Origin of the sequence: Melaminivora alkalimesophila (genome assembly GCF_000282995.1) — a bacterium.
Lineage (GTDB): Bacteria > Pseudomonadota > Gammaproteobacteria > Burkholderiales > Burkholderiaceae_C > Melaminivora > Melaminivora alkalimesophila.
The window spans coordinates 1-2542 of the sequence record NZ_ALEE01000707.1 but is presented as its reverse complement, the minus strand read 5'-3'; the positions used below and the strand labels follow the sequence as shown (position 1 = coordinate 2542).

The window sequence follows — 2542 nt, the reverse complement described above, 5'->3', positions numbered from 1 at the left end:
CTGGCTGGCCTGCAGCGCCCAGCGCGTGGCCGTGCCGCCGTGGGTGGAGGTGGAAAAATCCACCCCGTCGTTCTGACCCATGCCGGGCGCAGCAAAGTGTGCGCCGCGCGTGTCGCTGTCATGGCTGGCAGCGCCGGCGCTGGCCGTCAGCTGCACGCCGGGACGCCACAGGGCGGCGGCCTGCTCGCGCAGTGGCTGCGCGCTGGCACGGGCGGCACGCGCCACGGCCAGCTCGCGGTCGTGCTGCTCGGCCCCTGCCCAGGCGGCCAGCAGGTCGGTTGCCAGGGCCGGGCGCGGCGCGGCCCCGGCAAGCAGCAGACCGGCAGCCAGGGCCAGGGCGCTCAAGGCCCTGGATGAGGGAGGCAAGGCAGGCATGGGCAGAGTCGTTCTCGTGTGGCAGGTGGACAGCGGAAAGGGCGCTGAGGATGAGCCGGGCAGCCAGCGCCTCAACCGGCCTTGGCGGCGGCGGCCTGGGCGGCGAACTCGTCGAAGGCGGCGCTGGCACGCGCGGCATACATCAGCGATGGCCCGCCGCCCATATAGACGGCCATGCCCAGGGCCTCGGTCAGCTCCTCGCGCGTGCAGCCGAGCTTGACCAGGGCCTGCGTGTGGTAGCCCAGGCAGGGGTCGCAGCGCACGGACACCGACAGGGCGATGGCGATCAGCTCCTTGGTCTTGGCATCCAGCGCGCCGTCCTTGGTGGCCGCCTGGGCCATGGCGGAGAAGCCGCGCAGCGTGTCGCCGATCTCGCCGCGCAGCTTGCCGATTTCGGCGCTGGTGTCCTTGATGATTTCCTGGTAGCTGGGGAACATGGTGTGACTCCTTGTCGTAGGGTGAGAAAACAAGCTATTGATTCAATAGCTGATAGCGCTTGATGGATAAGGGTTTCAGGCCGATTCGGCCATTTTTTTCTGCTCGGCTACGCGGCGACGATAGGCGGCGTAGTACAGCGTCGGGATGACCACCAGGGTCAGCAGCGTGGACACCAGGATGCCGAAGATCAGCGCGATCGCCAGGCCGTTGAAGATGGGGTCGTCCAGGATGAAGAAGGCGCCGATCATGGCCGCCAGGCCGGTGAGCACGATGGGCTGGGTGCGTGCCGCCACGGCGTGGACGACGGCCTGCGCCAGTGGCGTGCCGCCGGCCAGCTGCAGCCGTACGAAGTCCACCAGCAGGATGGAGTTGCGCACGATGATGCCGGCCAGGGCAATCATGCCGATCATGCTGGTGGCAGTGAACTGCGCGCCCAGCAGGGCGTGGCCGGGCATCACGCCGATCACGGTGAGCGGGATGGGTGCCATGATGATCAGCGGCGTCAGGTACGAGCCGAACTGCGCCACCACCAGCAGATAGATCAGGATCAGGCCGACGCCATAGGCCGCGCCCATGTCGCGGAAGGTCTCGTAGGTGATGCGCCACTCGCCGTCCCAGCGCAGGGAGTAGTCGCGCTGGGCGTCGTGCGGCATATCGACGAACAGCTCCTGCAGCGTGCCGCCGCCGGGCGTGGCGATGCCGGCCAGCGCGCCGCGCATGGCGAACATGCCGTAGAGCGGGCTGTCCACGCGCCCGGCCATGTCGCCCTGCACGAAGTCCACCGGCAGCAAGTCCTTGTGGTAGATGGGCTGCTCGCGCCGGGTGTTGCTCACGCTGACCAGCTCGCGCAGCGGCACCAGCCGGCCAGATGCGCCCGGCACGCCCAGCTGCAGCAGGGCATCCAGGCTGCCGTGGCTCTCGGGCGGCAGCTGCAGCCAGACGGGCACCGGGGCGCGGCTGGCGTCGCGCAGCCAGGTCGTGGCCTCGCCGGCCAGGCCGGCGCGCAGCGTGGCGACGATGTCCTGCTGCGCCACGCCGGCCAGCGCCGCCTTTTGCCGATCGACCAGCAGCAGGGTGCGCGGTGCCGGGGCGATGGAGGTGGAGTCCACATCGACCACGCCTTCGGTGGCGTCGAAGACCGCGCGCACGGCCTCGGCCACCTGGCGGCGTCCAGCGGCCTCGGGGCCGTAGATTTCCGCCACGATGGGGGCCAGCACCGGTGGGCCGGGCGGCACCTCGACGACCTTGACGTTGGCACCCCAGCGCCGTCCGATGTCCTGCAGGGCCGGGCGCACGCGCATGGCGATGGCGTGGCTTTGCTCCTTGCGCTGGTGCTTGTCCACCAGGTTGACCTGGATGTCGCCCAGTTCGCTGCTGGCGCGCAGCTCGTACTGGCGCACCAGGCCGTTGAAGTTGATGGGCGCGGCCGTGCCGGCGTAGGCCTGCCAGTCCTGCACCTCGGGCACGCTGGCCAGGTGCGTGCCCAGCTCGCGCAGCACGGCGGCGGTGTCCTCCAGCGGCGTGCCGGCGGGCATGTCCACGACGATCTGGAACTCCGACTTGTTGTCGAACGGCAGCATCTTCAGCTGCACCCAGCCCAGCACCGGCAGCAGCACCGACAGCCCGATCAGCGCGACCACGGCCAGCCACAGCAGCGCCCGGTTGCGCCCGCCGCGCCGCTCGTCCAGCAGCGGTGTGAAGACGCGGCTGAAAAACGGCTCCAGCCTGG

The 2542-nt window shown here is 70.1% G+C and carries 2 protein-coding genes and 1 pseudogene; all 3 read right to left on the bottom strand.

Features of this window, described 5'->3' with window-relative positions; genetic code table 11:
* Positions 1-345: pseudogene (locus tag A612_RS13775) on the bottom strand (transporter); the annotation flags it as partial.
* A 101-nt stretch (positions 346-446) separates the two neighbouring features.
* Entirely contained in the window at positions 447-812 is a 366-nt protein-coding gene (locus A612_RS13770; protein WP_019375043.1) for a carboxymuconolactone decarboxylase family protein, read from the bottom strand.
* A gap of 75 nt (positions 813-887) precedes the next feature.
* Positions 888-2542 (bottom strand): efflux RND transporter permease subunit (locus tag A612_RS13765; protein WP_019375042.1); only part of this gene is annotated, 1655 nt, incomplete at its 5' end.